The sequence below is a fragment of the Paucibacter sp. DJ2R-2 genome (genome assembly GCF_025717675.1).
GTDB lineage: Bacteria > Pseudomonadota > Gammaproteobacteria > Burkholderiales > Burkholderiaceae_C > Paucibacter_A.
In genome coordinates, this window is record NZ_JAJIRT010000001.1 from 609047 (window position 1) to 633534 (window position 24488).

The window sequence follows — 24488 nt, forward strand, 5'->3', positions numbered from 1 at the left end:
AAAACAAGAACAACGCATCCCTGCCCATGTCCATCAGCAGTTCCATCAAATCCATCCAAGACATCATGCGCAAGGACGTCGGCGTCGACGGTGACGCCCAGCGCATCGGCCAACTCGTCTGGCTGCTTTTCCTGAAAATCTTTGACGACCGTGAGCAGGAATGGGAACTGCTGGATGACCACTACCGTTCGCCGCTGCCTGAGCAATACCGCTGGCGCAACTGGGCAGCCAACCCCGAAGGCATCACCGGCGAAGAGCTGAAGAGCTTCATCGACAACGAACTCTTCCCCGCGCTGCAAAAGCTGGAGAGCTACAGCACCACGCCGGCCGCCTTCGTGGTGCGCGGTGTGTTCGAGGATGCCTACAACTACATGAAGTCCGGCCAGCTCATCCGGCAGGTCATCAACAAGATCCAGGAAGGCGTCGACTTCAACAAGGCCCAGGAGCGCCACGCCTTCGGCGATATGTACGAGCAGCTGTTGCGTGACCTGCAAAGCGCAGGCAATGCCGGCGAGTTCTACACACCGCGCCCGGTGACCGAGTTCATGGTCCGTATGGTCGACCCCAAGCTCGATGAAAAAGTCATGGACCCCGCCTGCGGCACCGGCGGCTTCCTCACCTGCACCATCGAGCACAAGCGCAAGCACTACGTCAAAACGCCCGAGGACGAGCGCACGCTGCAGGCCAGCATCCACGGCGTGGAGAAAAAGCCGCTGCCGCATTTGCTGGCCACCACCAACATGATCCTGCACGGCATCGAGGTGCCCAACCAGATCCGCCACGACAACACGCTGGCCAAGCCTTTGATTGGCTGGGGGCCCAAGGACCGCGTCGACTGCATCGTCGCCAACCCGCCCTTTGGCGGCATGGAGGAAGACGGCATCGAGACCAACTTCCCTCAGGCCTTCCGTACCCGTGAAACGGCGGACCTGTTTCTCGTGCTCATCATGCATTTGCTCAAGGACGGCGGTCGCGCGGCCGTGGTGCTGCCCGATGGCTTTCTGTTCGGCGAGGGCATCAAGAGCCGCATCAAGGAAAAGTTATTGAACGACTGCAATCTGCACACCGTCGTTCGCTTGCCCAATGGCGTGTTCAACCCCTACACCGGCATCAAGACCAATCTGCTGTTCTTCACCAAGGGCACACCGACCAAGGACATCTGGTTCTACGAGCACCAATACCCGGCCGGGGTGAAGAACTATTCCAAGACGCGGCCCATGCGCATCGAGGAGTTCAAGGTTGAGGAGGCCTGGTGGGGCAGCGAGGCCGATGGCTTTTCGGCCCGCGTCGAGAACGAGTTCGCCTGGAAGGTCAGCGCCGAGGACATCAAGGCGCGCAACTACAACCTCGACTGCAAGAACCCGCATGAGGGTGAGCAGGTGAGCCATGACCCGGCGCAACTGCTGGCTGAGTACGCGCGGATGCAGGAGGGCATACATGGGCTGCGGGAGCAACTGAAGGCGGCGCTGGCCGAGGCGCTGGAGCGGGGCGAATGACCACGCTGCTTACCGACAATCTGGCACTGCTGGCGGGATCACCGAACGGAGTTGATAGGCTAAGAGTGGTGATCCGCGACCTAGCGGTAACCGGTCGTCTCGTGCCGCATGAAGATGACGTCGGCAAGTGGCAATGGTCCACACTTGGGAGCGAGATATCGGGCATGGATGCGGGTTGGAGTCCAGCCTGCCTTGATACACCAGCGCCTACTTATGAAGTGTGGGGCGTGCTGCGCACCACAGCGGTTCAGCCCTTGCGCTACGTGCAGGAAGAGAACAAGGAACTTCCTGCCCACTTGACCCCGCGTCCAGAGGCCGAAGTCAAGGCCGGTGATGTTCTCTTCACACGAGCCGGCCCAATGAACCGCGTCGGCATATCTTGCTTGGTCGATTCGACGCGCCCAAGGCTCATGCTGTCGGACAAGATCATCCGGTTTCGACCAAATCCTCAGCGATTGGACGGCAGGTTTACGGCTCTTTGCCTAAATGCTGGCGCTACGGCTCGTTACCTTGAGGCCGCAAAGTCCGGAATGGCAGCCAGCCAGGTGAACATCTCTCAGGCAAAGCTCAAAGCTGCGCCCGTGCCGGTTCCGCCACTGGCCGAGCAACACCGCATCGTCGCCAAGGTTGATGAACTGATGGATCTGTGCGACCGGCTGGAGGCTGAGCAGGCCGACGCCGAGGCCGCCCACGCGCAGTTGGTGGCGGCCCTGCTCACCAGCCTCACCCAAGCCCGCGACGCCGCCGACTTCCGCGCCAGTTGGCAACAACTGTCCGAGCATTTCCATACGCTCTTCACCACCGAGGCCAGCATTGACGCGCTGAAGCAGACGGTGTTGCAGTTGGGGGTTATGGGCAGGCTTGTTCCGCAAGACTTGAATGATGAGCCTGCAACGCAGTTGCTTGCACGACTCCACAGTAGCAAGAGGGCTCGTAGTGCGAAAGGCGAGGAGGCGACACATTCCGACATGGGTTTAGCCTCATCGCTTCCATCAGGATGGTGTTGGGCTAGTTTCGGCGAAATTTGTCAAATCAAGAGCGAGCTAGTTCGCCCGGAGGACTTCCTGGACAGCATTCAAGTTGCGCCTGATTGCATAGAGAAAGGAACGGGGCGGCTTTTGGAGCGCCGCACAGTTCGACAGACCGGAATTCGCGGACCAAACAACCGTTTTGTAGCAGGCCAACTCTTGTACTCCAAGATTCGCCCCTCCTTGTCAAAGGCCGTTTTGGTCGACTTCGACGGGCTCTGTAGTGCAGACATGTACCCAATCAACTCGCACATTGATCCAAGATTCCAGCTATCAATGATGCTGAGCGAAATGTTCCTTGCCCAAGTGCGTCTTGCCGAGAACCGAGTCAAGATGCCCAAGTTGAACCAGGAAAGCCTCACTTCCTTCGTTGTTCCATTGCCGCCCCTTAAAGAGCAGAGCCGAATCGTGGCCAAAGTCGAAGAGCTATTGATCGTTTGCGACCAGTTGACGCTTCGTCTGGTCCAAGCCCGCCAGCATCACGAACATCTGGCCTCCGTGCTGGTCGCGCAAGCCGTGGCCTGATCCCCCCTCCAACATGGCAACACCTCACAACGACAAACTGGCCGTCCTCATCGACGCCGACAACGCGCAGGCCAGCATCATCAATGAACTGATGGCCGAGGTGTCCCGCTACGGCACCGCCACCGTCAAGCGCGCCTACGGTGACTGGACCACGCCCAACCTGCGCGGCTGGAAGGATGTGTTGCACAAACTGGCCATCCAGCCAATGCAGCAATTCAGCTACACCTCAGGCAAGAACGCGACCGACTCGTCCTTGATCATCGACGCGATGGACTTGCTGCACGCGGGCACCGTGAGTGGCTTTTGCCTGGTCTCGTCAGACAGCGATTTCACCCGCCTGGCCACGCGAATTCGAGAGGCGGGGCTGGTGGTTTACGGCTTTGGTGAGCAGAAGACTCCGCAGCCTTTCGTGGCTGCATGTGACAAGTTCATTTACACGGAGATCTTGCGGGCGCAGGGCGTCGGTGCGGCGCCCCAACCCATCGTGAGCGCCGAGCCTGGGCAATCGCTGGAAGCCATGCTGAGGCAGGCAGTGACCGCTACCGCCCGCGACAACGGCTGGTCACCCCTGTCGACTGTGGGCTCGCTGATCATGAAGAACCACTCGGCTTTTGATCCACGTAACTACGGCTGCCAGAAGCTGGGGGAACTGGTGCGCAAGCAGCCGTATCTGGAAGTGAAGGAAGTGCCCGTGCAGGATGGTTCCAGCAACGTGCATTTGTTTGTTCGACTGCGAGCCTGAGTCATGCCCATCCAACACGCCATCTGGCAAGTCGGCCAGCCCGCCACGCAGCTGAAGCAAAGCAAGCTCAGCAGCGAAGCCCTGCTGGAAGAGATGATTGTGCAGGACCCACGCATCTTGTCGCCGGCCTGGATGCTGATTGGCCAGCAGGAGACGACCTCGCACGGCGGGCGCATCGACCTGCTGGCCATCGCGCCCGATGGATCGCTGGTGCTGGTGGAGCTGAAGCGCGACCGCACGCCACGCGAAATCGTAGCCCAGGCGCTGGACTATGCATCCTGGGTGGCCGAGCTGGGCGCCGACCGCATCTCGCAGATCTATGCCCGCTTCAAGCCCGGCCACAGCCTGGAGCAGGACTTCCAGCAGCGCTTCGGCACGGCGCTGGACGAAGACAGCCTGAACCACGCGCACCAAATCATCATCGTCGCCGCCGAGTTGGACCCATCCACCGAGCGCATCGTGCAATACCTGAACGACCGCGACATTGCGATCAACGTGCTGTTCTTCCAGGTCTTCGAGCACAGCGGCCAGCAATTGCTCAGCCGCGCTTGGCTGATCGACCCCAGCGAAACGCAGGCCAATGCGGCTGTGACCATCGCCACCGGCAAAGGGGCCAAGGAGCCCTGGAACGGCGAGTTCTATGTGTCCTTCGGCGACCAGACCAGCCGCAGCTGGGACGACGCCGTGCGATACGGCTTCATCAGCGGGGGCGGCGGCTCCTGGTACAGCAAGACGCTGAAGCTGCTCTCATCCGGCGACCGGGTGTGGGTGAACATTCCTGGACGCGGCTATGTGGGCGTTGGCGAAGTGCTGGAGGCGGTGCAGCCAGCCAGCGATTTCCACGTGCACACCGACAACGGCGAACGGCTGGCCATGGATGTGCTGAAGCATGGCGAGCTGTACAAAGCTGACGCCGCCGACCCGGAGCTGAGCGAGTACTTCGTGCGCGTGAAATGGCTACACACCATCCCCGCGGCGCTGGCCTTCAATGAGCTGGGCTTGTTTGGTAACCAGAACACGGTGTGCCAACCGACCACGCCGAAGTGGCGGCATACGGTGGAGCGCTTGAGAGCAGTCTTCAAAATCGGCGAGGCAGAGGCGAGCAGCCGAGACTGAACTCAGGGTGATGCAGCTCAACAGCCCCCCCCCCCAAAAAAGAGGGCCCACCCTGGGGGGGATGGTTGCTGAGCAAGCGACGACGGATGCTAGCGCCATCGTTGTAGGAGAGCCCCATGCACACCGCCCACCAACCCGCCGGCCACACATTCACCGCCACCTTGCTCAAGATCGTGCGGCAAACCGAATTGCTGCTGGAGCGGCGCGTTGAGGCGACCGAGCGCGCGGACGCGCTTCACAGCCTTGAGGTGACAGAGTCCACCTGGGGGGAGTGGGAGCAGGCGATGTTGGAGTGGAAGCCGGCGCAAATTCGCTGAGTCAGCCTACTACTGTCGGCGCAAACTGATGCCGCACCTTCATACGGCGGGAGTGCACCCGAGCTGACGCCAAAGCTTCTCTCGGGAGGTCAGCCACCGATCACCTTGGCTGGCATTGACCCCACAATGCGAAAAACCTCCGACGAACTTTATTGTTATCCGACGGACTTTATTTATTGGCGTCAAGGGTCAGGTCTTGCCTCACTCGACAGTCACACTCTTTGCGAGGTTACGTGGCTTGTCCACATCCGTCCCACGCGCGCACGCCGTGTGATACGCCAGCAGTTGCAGCGGGATCACGTGCAGGATGGGGCTCAGGGCGCCGTAGTGCTCGGGCATGCGGATCACATGCAGGCCGGCTTCGCTTTCAATCTGCGTATCGCCGTCGGCAAACACATAGAGCTGGCCGCCACGCGCGCGCACTTCCTGCATATTGCTCTTGAGCTTTTCCAGCAGCGTGTCGTTGGGCGCCACGGTGACGACGGGCATCTCGGCGGTGACCAGGGCCAGGGGGCCGTGCTTGAGTTCACCGGCCGGGTAGGCCTCGGCGTGGATGTAGCTGATTTCCTTGAGCTTCAAGGCGCCTTCCAGGGCGATCGGGTAGTGCAGGCCGCGGCCGAGGAAGAGAGCGTTTTCCTTGCGGGCGAACTCTTCGCTCCAGGCAATGACCTGGGGCTCCAGCGCCAGCACGGCTTGCACCGCAACGGGCAGGTGGCGCAGCGCCTTCACATGCTCGGCTTCTTGCACTTCGCTGAGGTGGCCACGGGTCTGGGCCAGGGCCAGGGTCAGCAGGAAGAGGCCAACCAGCTGGGTGGTGAAGGCTTTCGTCGAGGCCACGCCGATTTCCGCGCCGGCGCGGGTGATGTAGGCCAGCTCGCATTCGCGCACCATGGCGCTGGTGGAGACATTGCAGATGGTCAGCGTGTGCTTCATGCCCTGGGCACGTGCATGCTTGAGCGCGGCCAGGGTGTCGGCGGTTTCGCCGCTCTGGCTGATGGTGACGACCAGGGTGCGCGGGTTGGGCACGCTGTCGCGGTAGCGGTACTCGCTGGCGATTTCAACGCTGGTCGGGATCTTGGCGATGGACTCCAGCCAGTACTTGGCGGTGGAGCCTGAGTAGTAGCTGGTGCCGCAGGCCAGGATCAGCACCGAATCGACGTCCTTGAAGATGCCGTAGGCGCCGTCACCGAAGAGCTCGGGGCTGATGCTGGTGATGGACTCGAGCGTGTTGGCGATCGCGGTGGGCTGCTCGAAGATTTCCTTCTGCATGTAGTGGCGATAGGGGCCCAGTTCGGCCGCGCCGCTGTGGGCGTGGACGGTGCGGACTTCGCGATGCTGCGCTTCATAACGACCGGTTTCCGCGTTGCGCTGGCTGATCCAGAAACGACCCGGTTGCAGGTCGACCACATCGCCTTCTTCCAGGTAGACGATCTGGTCGGTCACGCCGGCCAGGGCCATGGCGTCGGAAGCGACGAAGTGCTCGCCATCGGCGGCCTCCATGCCCACACCCAGCACCAGGGGCGAGCCCTCGCGGGCGGCCACCACGCGCTGCGGCTCGTCGCGGCAGAACACGGCCACGGCATAGGCGCCCTTGAGGCGCGGCAGGGCTTGCTGCACGGCTTCCAACAGGTCGCCCTGGTAGAGGTGATCGATCAGGTGGGCGATGACTTCGGTGTCGGTCTGGCTGGTGAAGACATAGCCGCGGCCCTTGAGTTCGGCGCGCAGTTCGTCGTGGTTCTCGATGATGCCGTTGTGCACCAGGGCAATGCGGCCGACGCTGTCGACGCCGGCGCTGGGGCCGTGCGAGAAATGCGGGTGGGCGTTGTGCACGGCCGGGGCACCATGGGTGGCCCAGCGGGTGTGGGCGATGCCGGTGCCGGAGGCGATGCCGTCTTCGGCGGCCAGGCCAGTCAACTCGGCCACGCGCGAGGTGCTGCGGGCGCGCTTGAGGCCGCCGTCCTGATGCACGGCGACGCCGCAGGAGTCATAGCCGCGGTACTCAAGGCGCTTGAGGCCCTCAATCAGGATGGGGACGATATTGCGCTGGCTGACGGCTCCGACGATTCCACACATGGCTTGGCTCCAGAAGATATGAGGCGCCTTGCTTGCTCGTTCAAGGCTGGAGCGCATCGTAGGCACTGCCATGAAATCAATGCTTTCGATTTGTATTGATTTTTGAAATAATCAATCAAGCCATGGTTTGCGTGATGGCATATTTCACGAGAGGGTCGGAAATGAACGATTCAAATCAAAGCATGGGCTTGGATGCCACGGACCTGCGCATCCTTGAACTGCTGCAGCAGGACGCCTCCGGGTCCAACCAGGATCTGGCGCAACAGGCCCATGTGTCGCCGGCGACCTGCCTGCGCCGGGTCAAGCGCCTGGTGGACAGCGGCGTCATCGAGCGCCGCGTCGCCCTGCTTTCGCCCGAGAAGCTGGGCGCCGGCCTGAGCGCCATCGTTGAAATCACCCTGGACCGCCAGGGCGCCGAACACCTGCAGGCCTTCGAAGCCCGGGTGCTGGGCGAGGCGGCGGTGCAGCAGTGCTACCAGGTCACGCCGGGGCCGGATTTCGTGTTGATCCTGCAAGTGCCCGATATGCCGGCCTACCAGGCCCTGGTCCTGCGCCTGTTCACGCAGGACGCCAATGTGCGCAATGTCAAAGCCTTCTTCAGCGTGCGGCGTGGCAAGTTCGAGCCACGCATCGCCTTGCCCAAGCTCTGAACCCAATCGCTGGGCATGCGTCGGGGCAAGAAAAAGGCGACCCCAAGGTCGCCTTTGCTGTTCCACGCGCGTGCTGCCGGCGATCAGGCCTTGCGGCGGCGCACGCTGGCTCCAACGGCCAGCAGGCCCAGAGCCATCAGGGCATAGGTCTGCGGCTCGGGCACAGCAGTGATGGCGCCAATCCAATCGGCATGCGAGAACACCGCCGTGGAAGCAGCTAGGTCGCCGAAGCTGGAGTTGGTGCCCACCAGGGCGTCGCAGTCTTCCACGCCGAGCGCGGCATTGCAGTTGCCCCAACCCCAGGAATGCACACCGGCCAGCAGCCAACGGTTGTTGTCGGCGTCCCAGATGAAGTCGCCGCCGCCGGAGTCGCCGCCGGCAATCTGGGCTTCCAGACCGGCGCCCAAGCCGGTACCGCTGGTCCAGCCTGTGCCCCAGGCCGTGCCCAGGCGCGCGATGGCATTCTTGGCCGAGCTGCCGTTGTCGAAGTCGCTGATGTACTCAACACCATAAGCACCCTGGTCGGCCACGTCGATGGTGTTGTAGCCGTAGTGCGCCTTGCCCCAATCAAAGCCACCGCTGTTGCCAGTGGCGCCGGTGCCGGTCAGGCCGTAGCCGGCCAGCAGGTAGTCCTTCTTCAGGTCATTGCCGGCGCTCAGGGCAAAACCGTTGATGTTGGTCACAGCCTGATCGAGCTTGATGATGGCGATATCCGAGCCCGTGCCCAGCGAGGCTTGCTCACCCTGCCAGCCACTGTGCACCCAAGCCTGGGCGGCATTGCGCTGCACCGCGCCTTGCTTGAAATCGATGGTCATGGCGCTGAAGTTGTCGGCGCAGTGAGCCGCCGTCAACACGTACTGGCCGCCGGCCAACAAGGATCCCGAGCAAATCCAGCTGCCCTGGGCATTGGAATACAGCAGGCGGGCCACGCCATCGAGCGCGCCGTTGTCGGCACCAGGCTGCAAGACCCAGGATGCCGGGTTGCCGGTAGAAACCACCAAGGCTTGCTTGCCGGTGAAGTAGTCACTGGCACTGGTCTGCGCCATCGCCACGGTGCTGGCCGCCAGGGCTGCCGCGGTGGCGATCAGGCCGCGTTGCAGGCGAATGGATGTGCGGGTCATGGGGAAGGTTCCTCGAAAACTGTGTCTTTGTGGTCGTGCACGGAAGGGCGCTGCAAAGGCTTGAGCCCTTTGTTGCCCGGACCCGCAGCCCGCCTCCGATTCGGCTGCGCGCGGCCTGGTGACCGTGGCTTGAATATGCCATGCGCCAAGGGCGCCGAGTCCCCCGGGGTCACGGGCCCGGACAAACCCCGATTGCTCGCACCCAGCCCACGCGGCGCCCATGAAAAAAGCGACCCGAAGGTCGCTTCTTACTCTGGCGAAAAGCTCGCTCTGGCTCAGGCCTTGCGGCGGCGAGCAGCGGCGCCCACGGCCAGCAGACCCAGAGCCATCAGGGCATAGGTTTGCGGCTCAGGAACGGCGGTGACTGTGGCGATCCACTGACCGTGCGAGAACACAGCCGTGGAGCCCGACAGGTCGCCGTAGCTGGAGCTGTTGTTCATGGCGTTGTCGCAGCCGCTCAGACCCAAGAAGTCGCAAGCGCCTTGGCCGTTGGTGGCATTGCCTTGCCAGCCCCAGGAATGCACGCCGGACAGCACCCATTCGGAGCCGTTCCAGACGAAGTCGCCGCCGCCGGAGTCGCCGCCGGCGATCAGGCCTTCGACACCACCCTGGCCCAGATCACTGCTGAACTGGTTGCCGGTTGCGTCGGCAATGCGCTGCAGGGTGTTGTTGGCTGCGATGCCGCGGTCGAAGTCGACCATATAGGTCACGCCGTAGGCGTAGTAGTCAGGGTTGTAACCCCAGCCAGCACCCAGGGTGTCGCCCACGGCCTTGTTGAAGGTCTTGCTGTCGACGTCGAAGGTGTTGTACGCGTAGTGGCCATAGGCGCCGTCATTCCAGTTGGTGCCGGAGTTGACGTTGGCGTTCTGGGTCGTGCCGTAGCCAGCCATGATGTGGGTCTTGCCGACATCGTTGGTGGTGCTCAGCTTGTAGCCCTGGATGGTGGTGACCGCCGTATCCAGCTTCAGGATGGCGATGTCCGAGCCGTTGTCGGCCGAATTGTTGAAACCTTGCCAAGCCGGGTGCAGGATGGCGTCGCCCACGGCGACGTTGCGGGTCACGGTGGCAGTGCCGTTGAACCAGCCGAACTGGACCTTCATCGAGGTGAAGTCATCGGCGCAATGTGCTGCGGTCAGCACGTACTGGCCACCGGCCAGCAACGAGCCGGAGCAGCCATAGCTGCCGCCACCGCTGGTGGTGAAGCTCAGGCGGGCCACACCGTCCAGCAAGCCGGCCACGCCAGCAATGCTCTGGCCGGGAGCGAAACGCCAGTTCGCGGGCGAGCTGGTGTTGCCGGTCAGCGGGTCCAGATTGCCCAGGCTGCTGCTGCTGGGCAGGCTCAGGTTCGCGGTCTGCTGGTTACCCAGTGCCTGTGCGCCGCCGGCCATGGCCAACAAGGCGGCCGCCGCGATCCAGTGAAGATTTGCTTTCTTTGCCACGCTGAGTCCCTCTCGGTGCTGTGCTTATTAGATCTACCCACCCCGCTCTGTGCTCGTCGGCTTCTGGCCGCGGCGGGTGGATTGTTACGGGCTTGTTTCAAACATACCCAGGCGTGAATATGGCACGAGAACGGAGGCCTTGACCCCCTTCACCAGGGGAAGGAATTTCCACTAAGGGAATTCCCCAGGACCCCAGAAATCACCCTGCGGCGCGCACAAAACAGTGGCCGCACCGCACTCAACTTTTCAGGATCAGCAGGCCCTTGAGGTACTCGCCCTCAGGGAAGCAGATGGTCTGCGGATGATCGGGGGTGGCGCCGACGCGATCGAGGATGAAGCCATCCGCCCCAGCATCCAGGCCAGCGCCCGCCACGATCTTGTGGAAAAGATCGGGGCTGATGCCGCCCGAGCAGGAGAAGGTGAAGAGCACACCGCCCGGCTTGAGCAGGCGCAGGCCCAGGCGGTTGATGTCCTTGTAAGCGCGGGCTGCGCGTTCGGCGTGCGCGGCCGTGGGCGCGAACTTGGGCGGGTCCAGCACGATGGCATCGAACTGCCGACCTTCTTTCAGGAAGTTACGCAAGGTGGCGTTGACATCAGCGTCCAGCGCCCGGTGCAGCTCGGGCGCGAAGCCGTTCAGCGCCACATGGGCCGTGGCGCGGGCGAGGGCTGGCGCCGAGGAATCGACACTGAGCACCTCCTGCGCGCCGCCCGCCAGCGCCGCCACCGAAAAGCCGCCGGTGTAGCTGAAGCAGTTCAGCACCGACTGGCAACCGTACTGGCGCACCGTATCGGCGAACTTTTTGCGGTTGTCGCGCTGATCGAGGTAGTAACCGGTCTTGTGACCCTCGGCCACATCCAGGGTCAGCCGCCACTGGTGTTCGCTGATCGTCACTTCTGTGGCGCCCTCGCCACGGAGCCAGCCCGTCGTCTGGGGCAAGCCCTCGAGTTCGCGCACCTGAGCGTCCGAGCGCTCGTAGAGCCGGCTCAGGCCCGTGGCCGCCAGCAGGTGGTCGGCGATGACCGGCTTCCAGCGTTCGGCACCGCTGGACAGGAACTGGGCCACCAGGGTGTCGGCATAGCGGTCAACGATCAGGCCAGGCAGGCCATCGGCCTCGCCGTGGATCAAGCGCAGCGCGTCCGAGGCAATCGGCAAGCGGGCGCGCACGCCCAGAGCACGGTCGATGCGCTGGCGGAAGAAGGCCGCATCGATGCGCTGGCCTTCCTCGAAGCTCCAAGCGCGCAGGCGGATCTGCGACTGCGGGCTGAAGGCCGCCCAGCACAGAAAAGCGCCTTCGGCCGACTCGACCCGCACGGTCTCGCCGGCATCGGCATTGCCGCGCGCGACCGAGCTTTCAAACACCCAGGGGTGGCGGCGCTCCAGCGAGCGCTCCTTGCCGGCGCGGATGACGATTTTCTTCATCGGATGATCTGCTTTCTTGTGGATTCAGGTGTCAGCGCACCAAGCTACCGAAGGCATAGCCGACCGAGACATTGAGCACCGGGCTGGACTGCTGAGCGCCGCGCAGCGTGCGCCACTGGCCCAGGCCCAGACGCAGGCGCAGGCGTTCTTCCTCACCGAGGTTGAGCTGGGTCCAGGCCTCGCCTTGCAGCACCGCGCCGCTGCGCACGGCCACACCGCCGCCGCCGGCCGCACCGGCCAGCAACTCGGCGCCGACCCGCCAGCGCGGCTGGCTGGCCAGAGGCTGCGTTTGCAGACCCAGACCGACCAGGCCATAGGAGTAAGCACCGGCCGAGCCCCAGGCGGCGCTGCCGGCCTGGGCCGTACCGTAGACCGAGCGCGAGAGCTCGCGCGTCATCATCAGGCCGAGATGGGTGACCGCTTCCTGCCGGCCATCCTTGAAGCGAACCTTGGGCAGGTGCTGGATGCTGGTGAACAGCTGCTGGGTGCGCACCGTGCCGGGCACGTCATCAATGCCAAAGGCGCCGAAGCGCGGCCCCCGGTCCAGTGGCATGCTCAGGCCCAGGCGGACAAAGCCGGCCTTGAAATTGCCGGCCGTGGCGCGCGCCAGCCCGGCGTCCAGACGCAGGCTGGGGCCCCAGGGCGTTTGCCAGCGCAGGGTCGGCCCGGCACGCAAGAGCCAGCCGCTGCCGGTGTCAACATTGCCGCCGCCGCCCAGGCCCAGGGCCAGCTGGCCGCCGACGCGCAAGGAGGGGTGGCCGAGCGCCCAGTCCTGGCCGGCATTGGCCAGCACTTCCATGTATCCATCGGCGCCACCCTGGGCTGCGCCCGAGGCTTCCACGCCCCACCAGCTGCCCTCAGCGATGTAGTGGCGCAGGTCGGCCCCGGCCTTGCCCATGCGCGCGGTGCTGACATCACCACTGCGGTTGCGCGTGCTCTTGCGCGGCTTGTAGAAACCGGCCTGCACGGCGATCTCGTCAAAGCCGAGGCCAGTGCGCTGCGAAGCCAGGCCCGGGCGGCCGGCATCGATGGGCGAAAAGCCGGCAAAGCTGCCGGAGCGGCCGAGCACAAAGCCGACACTGTTGCCGCGCACATTGCCACTCGGGAAGCGCACATGGTTGAGTGACACGCCGGCATACCAGGGACCCATCTCGGTGCGGATGGACAGTTCAGGGCGCAGCATCAGGCCACCACCGAAACGCACCTGGCTGGAGCTGAGGCCTCCGCCGGCGCCGGCATAGAGGCCGGCCGCCAGATGGGTGTTCTGGCCCAAGCGCCAGCGTCGCTGCGCCGTCAGGCCCACCGTGAACACACCACCGTAATTGCCCTTGGCGGCGCCATAGACGCTGGGGCCGAAGCCCCACTCATCATCGATGGCCATCAGGTAGCTGCCACCCAGCAAGGCGATGCGTTCGCCAGTGGGCAGGCGCAAAGGCGTCCAGTTGCTTTCGATCGCGGCCGGGCGGGATTCGGCGATGCGCGCCATGGGCGAAGCAGCGCCACCGGCGGGCGTCTGGGCGGCGGCATTCAGGGCCAGCAAAAGGCCGGCAGCGGCCAAGGAGGAAGACGTGGGTTTGAACATGGGCGAGGAGGCTATTGGTCTTCGGACGTTTGTTTCTTGGCGCGCGGGTGGGCGCGGTCATAGACCTGGGCCAGGTGCTGAAAGTCCAGCTGGGTGTAGACCTGGGTGGTCGTGATATGGGCATGGCCCAGCAGCTCCTGCACCGCGCGCAGGTCACCGCTGGACTGAAGGAGATGGCTGGCAAAAGAGTGGCGCAGCATATGCGGGTGCACATGCGTGGGCATGCCGGCGGCCAGCGCACGGATCTTGAGCCGGGCGCGGATCTGCGTCGCCGCCAGGCGGGCGCCACGCGGGCCGACGAACAGGGCAGCCTCGTCGCCACGCGCCAGCTGCGGCCGCAGCAGCAGCCAGGCCTGCAGGGCCAGCAAGGCCGCGCGACCGACCGGCACCGAGCGGCGCTTGGCGCCCTTGCCCAGCACATGGGCTTCGCCCGCGGCCAGATCGATCCAACCGCGAGCGGTCGGGCCCGCCTGGGCGTCCAGTCCCTCCAGCTCGCTGACACGCAGGCCACAGCCGTAGAGCAGCTCAACGATGCAGCGGTCACGCGCTTCCAGGCGCGGGTCCTGGCCGGCGCCGGCATCTTCAAAGGAGGCCAAGCGCACTGCGTCGTCCACCGCCAAAGCCTTGGGCAGGGGCTTGGCCGCCTTGGGCGCCCGCAAGCCCTCGAAGGGGTTGAGGGCGATGCGCCCTTCCCGCCCGAGCCAGCGGTACAGGCCGCGCCAGACCGAGAGCTGCAAGGCGATGCTGCGCGGCCCCAGGCCGCGTTGGCCCTCGCTGCCCCCGTGCAGGCGCGCCGCCCAGCGCCGCGCCTGCGGGCTGCTCAGCTGCAGGAGTTCGACACCGGACTCAGCGGCCAGAAGCTGCAGACGCAGCAAGGCGGCACCGTAGATCTCCAGGGTGCGCGCTGCCAGGCGGCGCTGTACACGCACATGGTCGAGATAGGTCTGCAGCAGCGGCGCCAGGGCGGGCGCCGCCTCCACCTCATCCACCGCCTCAGTCAGCGGCTGCCGCGGCTTGCTCATCGCTGGCGGCTGGGGCGGGCAGGCAGCGCGCCAGAGCGGCGCTGGCAATGTCGCCGACGCGGGCCAGGAACTCGGTGCCCATCTCGGCCGTGTAACGCGTCGGGTCGGGCGAGCCCAGAACCAGCAGGCCGAAGCTGCGTGCCGGCGTGCCGTGGGTCAGGGGAATCAAGGCCAGCGAGGTGGCGCCACCCTCGCTGCCGTCGGCGGCGCGCAGCCAGCCGGCCGCCTCGAAGCCCGAGTTCACACCGCAATAGGGCTGACTCAGGCTGGCGGCGAAACTCTTGACATCACCGCTCACCGCACGCGCGCACTCATGCTCGGCCAGGGCCCCGGCCACGCCCCACAGGCGCAGACCGGCCTGAGGAATCATGAACTGGTGGCGCAGCTCCTTGAGCAGCACCGCCGGCAGCTCGGCGACCGCGGTGGTCAACATCAAGGCTTGGGTCCAGCGATGCAGGCGGTCGGCAATGGCCACATTGTCCTGGCCGTTGCGGATCATCTCCATGATCTTGAACTCCAGGCCCTTGATCTTCTCGCGCAGCATTTCGGCCTGGCGCTCTTGCAGAGAGACCGCGCGGGCACCATGCGGGTGGCTCAGCTGCACCGTGGCCAGCAGCTCGGCGTGGCGCTCAAAAAAGCCGGGCGTGCGCGCCAGAAACTCAGCAATGTCCTGCTCGGTGATGGTGGGGGCTTGGCTCACAGCGAGATCTCTCCTTCAAACACGGTTTGCGCCGGCCCGGTCAGGAACACCGGCGCGTCCAAACCGGCGGCCGCACCTGCGGCGCTGCCTCCGGCCCATTCAATCTTCAGCAGACCGCCATGGGTCTGCACCTCGACGGCCGCATCGAGCAAGCCCAGGCGTATGCCCGCCACCACGGCCGCGCAGGCGCCGGTGCCGCAGGCCAGCGTTTCGCCGGCATCGCGCTCGAACACGCGCAGCCGCACGCTGGAGCGGGACAGCACTTGCAGAAAACCGACGTTGACCTTGCGCGCAAAGCGCGCGTGGGTCTCGATGCGCGGCCCCAGCTGCTCGACGGGCGCGGCCTCGCTGTCCGGCACCAGCAGCACCGCATGCGGATTGCCCATGGACAGCACGGCCAGCTCAACCCCAAGCTCGGCCAGCGGCCAGAGTTCGAAGCCCGCCTGCAAGCGCGGGCTCAGGCCCTCGGCATCGAAGGGCAGCTGGGCCAGATCGAAGACGGGGGCGCCCATGTCGACGCTGACCCGACCGTCCTCGCGCAGGTGCAGCTCCAGCTGCTTGTTGAGCGTCTCGACGCGGATGCTGCGCTTGGCCGACAGGCCTTTCTCATTCACATAACGTACAAAACAGCGCGCACCATTGCCGCAATGCTCGACCTCGGCGCCGCTGCTGCCATTGAAGATGCGGTAACGGAAGTCCACACCGGGCGTGTTGCTGGACTCGATCACCAGGATCTGGTCGCAGCCGACGCCGAAGCGCCGGTCGCCCAGGCGCTGCAATTGCGCGGGGCTGAGGGTCAGGGCTTGCCGGGTCGCGTCGATGACACAGAAGTCATTGCCGGCGCCCTGCATCTTGGTGAAGCGCAGATTCATCGCGGCATTATCAGGGCTGCTCTGTTGCGTTTGCGCGCGGCAGGCCTTGATCAATCGCCACCTGCGCCCGACACTGCAGGCCATGACGCCCGCAGCAGTCGGCACTTCCGCATCGTCCTGGTCGGCCTTCGCCGAAGCCCAGCCCGCTTTGCTTGCCGTCACACTGGCGGCCGACTCGCCCGATGAGCCCCGCGACCAGGCCTGGGCCGCCCTGCTGGAGAGCCTGCAGAACGCCCTGCCTGCCGACAGCGAGGGGATCGAATTCACCCGCCAGACCCGCCGCCTGCTGCTCAGCTTTGCGCGCAGCGATCAGGCCGTCAGCGCGGCCCTGCACATCCAGCGCTTCGAGGCCCAGCGGCCCAGCCGTTACCGCATCGGCGCCGATCTGCGCCAGGCCGAACAAGGCGTGGCGGCCGCCACCGCCTTGGCCGAGCTGGCGGTGCCCGGTGAGGTCTTGCTCTCTGAGGCCTTGCGCGACCAGATCGTCGCCGGCCTGGACGCCGAGCTGGAATACGCCGGCGAGCCCGAGTTCCCCGAATTGCAGCGCTCGTTGCGCCTGTTCCGGCTCTTGCCCAAGCCTGAAGCCGAACAGGGCTGGGGAGACTTTCTGGCCAACAAGCCGACCCTGGTGCTGCTGCCTCTGCGCGTGGCCGAGGGCCAGCGCTGCGACCCGGTCTATGCCGAGCTGGTCGGCTATGGCCTGAGCCGCGGTCTGGCGCAGAACAAAGCCTGGCACCTGATCTCCAGCCTCAGCGCCGCCGCCTTCCGCCATCGCCAACCAGCCGCGGCCGAGCTGCAGCAACGCCTGAAGGCCAGCCATGTGCTCTCGGGCGAGGTGCATCAGGAAGGCCGGCTGCTGCACGCGCAGATCCGCATGGTGGACACGGCCAGCGGCCAGGAACTCTGGGCCCGGACCGTCAGCTTGCCGGTGCATTTGGCGCGCTCGCCCGAGAACCCTTTTGGCCGCGAGGTGGTCAGCGGCGTCTCGCAAGCGATCTTTGGCGAGGTCGCGCGCGCCGGTCTGCTGCCCGCCCTCGACGACCTGGACAGCTACACCTTGCTGTTCAAGGCCATGACCCTGGTGCACCGCAGCTGTTCGGCCGAGTTCCTGCAAGCCCGCGAGCTGCTGGACCATCTCGTGCAACGCCACCCCAAGGCCGGCGAGGCCCAGGCCTGGCTGGCCAAATGGCATGTCATGAATGTCGCGCGCGGACAGAGCCGAGACATCGAGGCCGACACCCGTCTGGCCCAGCAAGCGGCGCAGCAGGCCCTGCATTGCGAAGGCGACCGCGCCCTGGGTCTGGCGATCGATGGCCTGGTGCATGCTTATCTGCTGGGCGAGCTGGATCAGGCCGAGGCCCAGCTCAAGGCCGCCATCGCCGAGAACGCCAACGAGGCCTTGGCCTGGCTCTACCTCTCGGCCGTCCATGTCTACCGTGACCAGGGCCAGGCGGCGGCCGACGCGGCCGGCATGGCCATGCTCTTGTCGCCGCTGGACCCGATGCGCTACTACTTCGATTCCTTCGCCGCCCACGCCCTGCTGGCGGCCGGGCGGCTCAACGAATCCATCGTGCTGGCCAGTCGCTCGCTGAGCGCCAATCGGCGCCACCTGCCGACTCTGCGCACCCTGGCCATCGCCCGCGCGCTCAACGGCCAGCTGGCCCAGGCCAGCGAAGCGGTGCAGGCTCTGCGCGGCCTGGACCCGAACTACTCCCTGCACAGCTTCAACACCCGCTACCCCGGCCGCGGCACCGCATTCGCGGCGTGCTGTGCGCTGGCGCTGCAAACCGCGGGCCTGCCGGAGCTGTGAGCGCAAGGCAGCGATCTTCCTGAACCCGGGCGGCGCGGGCCGGCCCCTTAACGCGAAGGCGGAGCTTTCATGGCGAACTCTGGTTTTTCCTATGCCGGTGTGCAGTCCTATGCCGGGGCGGCCTCGTATGCGGGTGCGGCGTCCTATGCCGGGGCTGCCTCCTACACAGGCGGCTTCAGCAAGGAGGGTTATGACGGCCAGCCCTACAACCCTTTGCTGGTGCAGGGTCTGGGCGCCAGCCGCGAGGAGCTGCTGGCCGGCCTGAGCCCGGCCGAGCGCAGCGCCTTGCAAGACCTGCAGCAACGCCTGGGCCCGATGCCGGCCTTCGACCCGGCCGATCATCTGATGCGCGCCAACGGCATTGAGGTGCGTGCCGCATTGCTTCACTTCGAACTGCTAACCCAGCTGCGCTTCGGCTCCAAGCCCATAACTGGCCACAGCGGTGAGCACTGGGCCGAGCTGCAAGCGGCCAGCGGGCCCAAGGGTGCGATGAAGCCCCTGCTGCGCGTCAGCCGGCCCAGCCAGGAGTTCCTGCTGGCCCATCTACAAAGGGTGCAGGCCCTGGCGCCGCTGCGCGACAGCCGCACGGCCGAAGTCCTGACCCAGGTAGCGCCGCCGATCGCCTACTTCGCCAGCGTGCTGAACCTGCAGTCCGGGCGCCATGCCAAGACCACCGAGCTGCTCAAGGTGGCGCTGCAGTTCAGCTATGCCGTCTGCATGCGCTTCAAGCAGGCGCTGGCCGTGCCGCGACCAAGCGCCTTCACGGCCCAGATCCAACCCATGATCGAGGTGCCCATGCACCCCAGCTTTCCGGCCGGCCATGCGCTCGAGGCCCATGTCAGCGCCACCCTGCTCGGCGCCCTGGCCGAGGCACCCGGCCGGCCCGATGACAACGCCGTACAGAAGCAGCTGCTGCGACGCCTGGCCACGCGCATCTCGGAGAACCGCATCGTCGCCGGCGTGCATTTCCCGGTCGACTGCGAAGTCGGCCGCCTGATGGGCGACGCTTTGGCCGCCTACCTGCTGGCCGCCTGCGAGCCGGAACGCCGCTGGCGTGGCGCCAGCTACGACGGCCTCAAGCTGGACCTGGCCGGCGCCGGCACGCGCGACTTCAGCGCCAAGGGCCAGGCCTTTGAGGACGAGCACGGGCGCGGCGCGCCGGGCTGGCTGCCCGGCCCGGACCTGCCCCTGCTGCAAAAGCTCTGGAGTCTGGCCCGCGCGGAATGGGTCTGAGGCCATGCCCTCCGCCGCCCCGCCCACCCCACCCACGCCGCAGCCACGCGACCCCTATCTCAGCTGGGCACAGGACACCGGCTTCAGCGGTCATGCCGCGTTTGCGAAACCTGCGGCCAGCAGCCGGTCCGGCGCACCGCAACTGCCCCTGCTCATCAAGCTGCCACTCGAGAGCTCGCCGCAGGCGCTGAGCTGCCGCGCCGGCATTCAGCTGCCGCCGGCCTATCTGGACCCGGCCCTGAACAGCCGCTTCTGCTGCGCTTGGGTGGAGCGCGCCGCCTTGAATGGATTGAACGCGGCCGTGGCGGAGGCTGCCCTGTCCCTGCCCTTGCCCGGGCAGTGCCTTGCGGCGGCTGAGCACCGCCTGCCCGAGCGCGAGGACATGGCCGATGCGCCGCTGGTGATCGGCGTGATCGACAAGCACTGCGCCCTGCTGCACCGAGCCTACCGGCGCGCCTGGCAGGGCGAGGGCGCGGCGCAGTCGCGCCTGGTCGGCCTCTGGGAGCAAGGCCGGCGCAGCGAAGGCCAGGCGGGCAGCCCCTGGCACTGCCCCGCCGATTTCGGCTATGGCCGCGCCCTGGGGCGGGCCGCAATCGCCGCCCTGCTACCGGGCCTGGACAGCGCCGAGGACGAAGCTGCGGCCTACCGGCGCCTGGGCTATCCGCTCGACGCGCAAGGCCAGCTGCAACCGATGCTGCACGGCCACCAGGTGCTGGACATCGCCGGGGGTCTGGCGCGCGAACAGGCCTTGCCGGCCAGCGCGGTGCCCATGCGGTCCGGCGACCGGGCCGACCCGGTCGAGCAAGCCGAGTTGCTGTTCGTGGACGTGCCAGAACCTGGCCCGGAGGACAGCAGCGGCGCCGCCGCCGACGCCTACATCCTGGACGGCATCCACTACATCCTGCGCCGGGCCGGCCCGCGCGCTCGGGTGCTGATCAACATCAGCATCGGTGCCCTGGCTGGCCCGCATGACGGCCACTCGCTGCTGGAAGAGGCCATGGATGAGCTGCTGCTCAGCCACCCGCAGCTGGCCATCACCGTGGCGGCGGGCAATGCCGCACAAGAGCCATGGCATGCACGTGGCCAGTTAGACCCTCAGATGCAAAAGGCCGGCTTGCACTGGCACACCATTCCCGGCGATGCCACCGACAGCTTCATGGAGCTGTGGTTCTTCGCCGAGGACCCACAATCCTTCAGCAGCCTGCGCTTGCGCCTGCAAAGCCCGAGCGGGCAGGTGTTGGAGGCGGGGCTGGGCGAAGATCGCCTGCTGCCCGGCACGCCGGAACGACCGTTGGCCGGTCTGTACTTTCAGCTCGCCGGCGCAGGCCGCGCCCAGGCCTTGCTGGCGCTCGCGCCCTGCAGCGGCGAGCGAGCCGGCGAATGCGCCGGGGTCTGGCAGTTGGAGATCAGTCGCAGCAGCGATGACAGCAAACGGCCCTTGCGCCTGGCGGCCTGGCTGCAGCGCGACACGCCAGGGCGCTCGAGCCGGCCTCTGCTGCAATCCTTCATCACCGGCTGCAGCGGCGGCCTGAGCCTGGATGGCGGCAGCGCGCTGAGCAGTCTGGCCAGCGGCCGCTACACCGTGGTGGTCGGCGCCGCACGCGCGCTAGATGGCTCACGCAGTGCCTATTCGCCGAGCGCCGGCATCAGCGCCTATGGTGCCGCCGACGAGAGCGCGGCCATCTATGGCCTGCTCTGCGCCGGCGCCTTGAGCGGCAGCTGGGCCCGGCTCAGCGGCACCAGTGCGGCAACGCCGGTGGTGGCGCGCGCGCTAGCGCCGCTGCTGCTGGCCAGCCCCATCCCGGCCATGAGCAGTCAGGCGCGCAGCATGGAAGGCGGCGGGGGCAGCAACCACAGCCAGGTCGGCCGCCCTGCCGAGCCGGGCCTGTGGCGACTTGCCGCCGGCCTGCTCGGCGCCAGCTTTGCGGGCGACACAGAGGAAAACAAGGCGCACCGGGTGGTGCTGCCTGCAAGCAGTGGTTCGGCAGAACCGGCACGCCTGGCCAATGAACTGGCCCGAGCGCGCCAACAGGCCTCGCTCAGTACAAGGACGGCGCACCCTCGGGGCGGGTCTTGAAGCGCTTGTGCACCCAGAGGTACTGGGCGGGGTTCTCGCGGATGCGCGCTTCCAGCCAGGCGTTGAGCACGCGCGCGTCGGCCTCCAGATCGCCACTCGGGTAGCCTGCGGGCGGTGCAAAGGCCTCGATCAGATAGCCCTGACCGCCCGGCTTCATGGTCACGACCAGGGGCTGCACCGTCATGCCCATGCTGCGCGCGATCTTGGCAGGCGCCAGCAGGGTGCAAGCGGGCACACCGAAGAAGGGAATGAAGGCCGAGTCCTTGGCGCCGAAGTCCATGTCCGGCGCGTTCAGAAAGGCATAGCCCTCGCGGATCAGGCGCAGCACCGGGCGGATGCCGTCATGGCGGTCAACAAACGCGGTCTTGCCGAAACGCGCGCGGCCGGCCAGCAGCTGCGCATCGAAGACCGGGTTGCTCTGGCGCGAATACACATCCACGCCGGGGCAGCTCTGATTCAGCATCAGGGCCGGCGCCGACCATTCCAGGCCGGCGAAATGTGGCAGCAACCACATCACCGGCGTTTCGCCGCGCTGGGCCAACTGGATATCACCCTTGATTTCCATCAGACGCTGCAGGCGCTCGGCCGGCGCAAACCAGAGCAGGCCGCGCTCCAGCACGCTTCGGCCCATCCAGGCGAAATGCTCACGCGCCAGCGCCTGGCGCTGGGCGGCATCGAGCTCGGGAAAGCAGAGTTCGAGATTGCGCAAGGCGATGCGCCGGCGCGAACGCGCCAACACCCACAGCAAGCTCCCCAGGCCACGACCCAGGGCCGCGAGCAGCGACAACGGCAGGAAATGAAGAAGCCAGAGCAGGCCGATCAGGAACTTGGCACCCCAGGTGGACAGCATTCAACGCTCCGCTTCGGCGGCAGGCGCAGTTGCGGCGGCCGGAGCGGCCGCAATGTCCAGGCCACGCGGCTGCTTGTAACGGTGGTAGCCCCAGAGGTATTGGCTGGGCGCCAGGCAGATCAGCTGTTCCATGGATTGATTGATGAGCAGGGCGGCCGATTCTGGCGTGATTTCGCGCCCGATCTCGGGGCCGGGTCGCACATGCACCACATATCCGCGGCCCTTCTCTAGACGCTCACCCCAAATCAGGAGCGCGCGCGCGCCGGTCTGCTGCAGCAAACGGCTGGCCAAGGTCATGGTGTAGGCCTGCCGGCCGAAGAACGGCGCCCAGACACCCAGGCCATCGGGCGGCACCTGGTCGGGCAGCAGGCCGATGGTGTGGCCCTGGCGCAGGGCGCGAATCATTTGCCGCACCCCGGCCAGATTGGCAGGCGCCGTATCCAGCCCCGGTCGACCACGCGAGCCATCGACCACCTCACGCAGCCAGGCCTGGCGGGCCGGCCGAAACAGCACGGTGATGGGCGCCTTCGCACTTTCCGCAAAGCGCTCGGCATAGGCCTGGGCGCAGATCTCAAAGCAAGCCAGATGCGGCGTCATCAGCACCAGACCGCGCCGCTCCTGCAGGGCTAGCGCGATCAGTTCGGCGCCGTCCCAGCTGACCCGCTCGCCCAGCGGCGTGCCCGGCGGACGCAGCCACAGCCAGGGCAACTCGGCAATCATGCGCCCGGCCGCAGCCACGCCGCCGCGTACCGCCGGCCAAGCCAGACCGGCCTGAGCCACATTGGCCCGATAGCGGCGCCGGTAGGTGCTTGAGGCCAGGAAAGTCAGCCAACCGGCCAGCGACCCGAAAGCATGGAGCAGCCGCAGGGGGCATTTGGAGAGCAGGCGAAGTAGCACAAACATATTTCTATAATCAGCGCATCGCCGAGTTACTGAACAACTTGCGGGGCGATGCGGGCCTTGTTCGAGAGATTGAGGGGTCCGCCGGGCAGCGATGCTCAACAAATGCTGCTAAAGCGTTCGCCGCGTCTCCAAACCAGACAGTCCGGCAACGCCGTCGAACTATCAACTGGAGTGTAAAAGTGGCGAACGATTTTCTCTTTACTTCTGAATCCGTCTCCGAGGGTCACCCGGACAAGGTGGCCGACCAGATCTCGGATGCGATTCTCGACGCAATCTTTACCCAAGACCCCTTGTCCCGTGTCGCGGCCGAAACGCTGACCAACACCGGCCTCGTGGTGCTGGCAGGCGAGATCACCACCAACGCGCACGTGGACTACATCCAGGTGGCGCGCGACACCATCAAGCGCATCGGCTACGACAACACCGAGTACGGCATCGACTACAAGGGCTGCGCGGTGCTGGTGGCCTATGACAAGCAGAGCAATGACATCGCCCAAGGCGTGGACCGCGCCAGCGACGACCACCTGAACATCGGCGCCGGCGACCAGGGCCTGATGTTCGGCTACGCCTGTGACGAGACGCCGGAGCTGATGCCTGCACCGATCTACTACGCCCACCGTTTGGTTGAGCGCCAGGCGCAGATGCGCAAGGACGGCCGTCTGCCCTTCCTGCGCCCGGACGCCAAGAGCCAGGTGACCATGCGCTATGTGGACGGCAAGCCGCACAGCATCGACACCGTGGTGCTGTCCAGCCAGCACGCGCCCGAGATGAGCGACGGCGCCAAGATGAAGCCCGAGTTCATCGAGGCGGTGATCGAGGAAATCATCAAGCCGGTGCTGCCCAAGGAATGGCTGAAGGACACGAAATACCTGATCAACCCGACCGGCCGTTTCGTCATTGGCGGCCCGCAAGGTGATTGCGGCCTGACCGGCCGCAAGATCATCGTCGACACCTATGGCGGCGCCTGCCCGCACGGCGGCGGCGCCTTCTCGGGCAAGGACCCGAGCAAGGTCGACCGCTCGGCCGCTTACGCAGCCCGTTACGTGGCCAAGAACATCGTCGCCGCCGGCCTGGCCCGCCAGTGCCAGATCCAGGTGGCCTACGCCATCGGCGTGGCCCGCCCGATGAACGTGACCGTCTACACCGAAGGCACTGGCGTGATCAGCGACGAGAAGCTGGCCGCCCTGGTCAACGAGCATTTCGATCTGCGCCCCAAGGGCATCATCCAGATGCTGGACCTGCTGCGCCCGATCTATACCAAGACCGCCGCCTACGGCCACTTTGGCCGCGAAGAGCCGGAGTTCACATGGGAGCGGACTGACAAGGCTGCAGCGCTGCGTGCTGCAGCTGGGCTGTAAGGCCCACCTCGCGCCAGCGAGGCATCGGTCCGCGGGCGATGCTCATGCTGCGAAGCAGCGTGAGCAGAGACCAAAGAACTGACGAGCCAAGACCCCGGCTGCGGCGAGGACTGCAGCATTTCTTGTCCCAAACAAAAAGGCCGCTCCGGCATCC

20 protein-coding genes are annotated in these 24488 nt (G+C 65.9%); 10 read left to right on the forward strand and 10 right to left on the reverse strand.

Annotated elements, in window-relative coordinates; all coding sequences use genetic code 11:
* The first annotated feature begins 26 nt into the window (after positions 1-26).
* The 5 genes from LNV28_RS02700 (at position 27) to LNV28_RS02720 (ending at position 5224) form a co-directional block, all read left to right on the forward strand.
* Positions 27-1496 (forward strand): type I restriction-modification system subunit M, encoded by a 1470-nt coding sequence (locus LNV28_RS02700; protein WP_263568726.1) that lies wholly within the window; start codon positions 27-29, stop codon positions 1494-1496.
* Positions 1493-3049, forward strand: coding sequence for a restriction endonuclease subunit S (locus LNV28_RS02705; protein WP_263568727.1), 1557 nt, complete (start codon positions 1493-1495; stop codon positions 3047-3049). The genes LNV28_RS02700 and LNV28_RS02705 overlap by 4 nt, the downstream gene beginning before the upstream one ends.
* A 13-nt stretch (positions 3050-3062) precedes the next feature.
* Positions 3063-3791 (forward strand): NYN domain-containing protein, encoded by a 729-nt coding sequence (locus LNV28_RS02710; protein WP_263568728.1) that lies wholly within the window; start codon positions 3063-3065, stop codon positions 3789-3791.
* 3 nt (positions 3792-3794) lie between these two features.
* Positions 3795-4907: a DUF8606 domain-containing protein gene (locus LNV28_RS02715; protein ID WP_263568729.1), complete on the forward strand. Its 1113-nt coding sequence runs from the start codon at positions 3795-3797 to the stop codon at positions 4905-4907.
* 116 nt (positions 4908-5023) lie between these two features.
* Positions 5024-5224, forward strand: a complete 201-nt coding sequence (locus LNV28_RS02720; RefSeq protein ID WP_263568730.1) for a hypothetical protein — start codon at positions 5024-5026, stop codon at positions 5222-5224.
* Between the two features lie 201 nt (positions 5225-5425).
* Here LNV28_RS02720 and glmS read toward each other — a convergent pair whose 3' ends face one another.
* Complete coding sequence (gene glmS, locus LNV28_RS02725; protein WP_263516629.1) at positions 5426-7297, reverse strand: glutamine--fructose-6-phosphate transaminase (isomerizing); 1872 nt, start codon at positions 7295-7297, stop codon at positions 5426-5428.
* 161 nt (positions 7298-7458) lie between these two features.
* On the opposite strand from glmS, the gene LNV28_RS02730 reads away from it, so the two are divergent.
* The gene (locus LNV28_RS02730; protein WP_263516628.1) at positions 7459-7947 is read left to right on the forward strand and encodes an Lrp/AsnC family transcriptional regulator; all 489 of its coding nucleotides are present in this window, start codon (positions 7459-7461) and stop codon (positions 7945-7947) included.
* Between the two features lie 83 nt (positions 7948-8030).
* Here LNV28_RS02730 and LNV28_RS02735 read toward each other — a convergent pair whose 3' ends face one another.
* The 7 genes from LNV28_RS02735 to dapF form a co-directional block, all read right to left on the reverse strand.
* On the reverse strand, positions 8031-9068 hold the full coding sequence (locus tag LNV28_RS02735; RefSeq protein WP_263516627.1) for a trypsin-like serine protease: 1038 nt from the start codon (positions 9066-9068) through the stop codon (positions 8031-8033).
* 275 nt (positions 9069-9343) lie between these two features.
* A complete protein-coding gene (locus tag LNV28_RS02740; RefSeq protein ID WP_263516626.1) occupies positions 9344-10507 on the reverse strand; it encodes a trypsin-like serine protease in 1164 nt (387 codons plus the stop codon).
* A gap of 238 nt (positions 10508-10745) precedes the next feature.
* Positions 10746-11927: a class I SAM-dependent rRNA methyltransferase gene (locus LNV28_RS02745; RefSeq protein ID WP_263516625.1), complete on the reverse strand. Its 1182-nt coding sequence runs from the start codon at positions 11925-11927 to the stop codon at positions 10746-10748.
* A 31-nt stretch (positions 11928-11958) separates the two neighbouring features.
* Positions 11959-13509 (reverse strand): hypothetical protein, encoded by a 1551-nt coding sequence (locus tag LNV28_RS02750; protein ID WP_263516624.1) that lies wholly within the window; start codon positions 13507-13509, stop codon positions 11959-11961.
* A gap of 11 nt (positions 13510-13520) precedes the next feature.
* The gene (locus tag LNV28_RS02755) at positions 13521-14531 is read right to left on the reverse strand and encodes a tyrosine recombinase XerC (RefSeq protein ID WP_263516622.1); all 1011 of its coding nucleotides are present in this window, start codon (positions 14529-14531) and stop codon (positions 13521-13523) included.
* Entirely contained in the window at positions 14503-15231 is a 729-nt protein-coding gene (locus LNV28_RS02760) for a DUF484 family protein (RefSeq protein ID WP_263516621.1), read from the reverse strand. Before LNV28_RS02760 ends, LNV28_RS02755 begins: the two co-directional genes overlap by 29 nt.
* Positions 15228-16103: a diaminopimelate epimerase gene (gene dapF / locus LNV28_RS02765; RefSeq protein WP_263516620.1), complete on the reverse strand. Its 876-nt coding sequence runs from the start codon at positions 16101-16103 to the stop codon at positions 15228-15230. The genes LNV28_RS02760 and dapF overlap by 4 nt, the downstream gene beginning before the upstream one ends.
* 82 nt (positions 16104-16185) lie before the next feature.
* Here dapF and LNV28_RS02770 point away from each other — a divergent pair, with 82 nt between their 5' ends.
* The 3 genes from LNV28_RS02770 (at position 16186) to LNV28_RS02780 (ending at position 21223) form a co-directional block, all read left to right on the forward strand.
* On the forward strand, positions 16186-17913 hold the full coding sequence (locus LNV28_RS02770) for a hypothetical protein (RefSeq protein ID WP_263516619.1): 1728 nt from the start codon (positions 16186-16188) through the stop codon (positions 17911-17913).
* A 69-nt stretch (positions 17914-17982) separates the two neighbouring features.
* The gene (locus LNV28_RS02775; protein ID WP_263516618.1) at positions 17983-19146 is read left to right on the forward strand and encodes a phosphatase PAP2 family protein; all 1164 of its coding nucleotides are present in this window, start codon (positions 17983-17985) and stop codon (positions 19144-19146) included.
* A gap of 4 nt (positions 19147-19150) precedes the next feature.
* The gene (locus LNV28_RS02780) at positions 19151-21223 is read left to right on the forward strand and encodes a S8/S53 family peptidase (RefSeq protein WP_263516617.1); all 2073 of its coding nucleotides are present in this window, start codon (positions 19151-19153) and stop codon (positions 21221-21223) included.
* Here the strand turns inward: LNV28_RS02780 and LNV28_RS02785 are convergent.
* Both LNV28_RS02785 and LNV28_RS02790 read right to left on the reverse strand, forming a co-directional pair.
* Positions 21186-22073: an LpxL/LpxP family acyltransferase gene (locus tag LNV28_RS02785; protein ID WP_263516616.1), complete on the reverse strand. Its 888-nt coding sequence runs from the start codon at positions 22071-22073 to the stop codon at positions 21186-21188. The two genes, LNV28_RS02780 and LNV28_RS02785, sit on opposite strands and share 38 nt — an antisense overlap.
* Positions 22074-22976 (reverse strand): lysophospholipid acyltransferase family protein, encoded by a 903-nt coding sequence (locus LNV28_RS02790; RefSeq protein WP_263516615.1) that lies wholly within the window; start codon positions 22974-22976, stop codon positions 22074-22076.
* A gap of 179 nt (positions 22977-23155) precedes the next feature.
* Here LNV28_RS02790 and metK point away from each other — a divergent pair, with 179 nt between their 5' ends.
* Entirely contained in the window at positions 23156-24334 is a 1179-nt protein-coding gene (gene metK, locus LNV28_RS02795; protein ID WP_263516614.1) for a methionine adenosyltransferase, read from the forward strand.
* Positions 24335-24488: the final 154 nt, after the last annotated feature.